Source organism: Fructilactobacillus sp. X8R2C1 (genome assembly GCF_059900955.1).
Map to the genome: position 1 here is coordinate 1 of NZ_JBWXVI010000015.1, position 458 is coordinate 458.

Annotated in this window: 1 protein-coding gene; it reads right to left on the reverse strand. The window is 44.5% G+C overall.

Annotation, left to right across the window (positions count from 1 at the left end):
- Nucleotides 1–458 (reverse strand): mucin-binding protein (locus AC6UD6_RS06950; RefSeq protein ID WP_500696177.1); only part of this gene is annotated, 458 nt, incomplete at both ends.

Sequence of the window (458 nt, forward strand, 5' to 3'; positions counted from 1 at the left end):
TGGATGGTTCTCGTAATGGACTTAGTCAAGTTGTCCTTGCTAGTGCCATCAGGATACTTCGGTCCCGTTGGGTTGTTGGGATCAACTGGTTGACCTGGGTTTCCAGGGTTATCTGGCGTAACTTCCTTGGTCTTGTGCTTTAAGACAACTTGGAAGGTGGGATTATTGTCGCCAAACTTGTAACCACTTGGGTATCCGTCGGATACCAATTCGTAGCCTTGAGCTTCGTAACTAGCAATCCGATCCGCAGTACTGTAATCAGATTGACTACCGAACTTCCCGTTTAAGTTATCAGTTACTAGAACTTTATTGCCATTATCTTGGTCAATGTATTCAACGTGAGCCTGTTCTTCATTGGCGGTGTAGACAACGGTATGAACATCGTCTTTTCCTTCAGCAGCATCACCCGTTACACTAGCTTGACTTGGTGTGTAACCAGTAATTTTGGGAGAATTAAT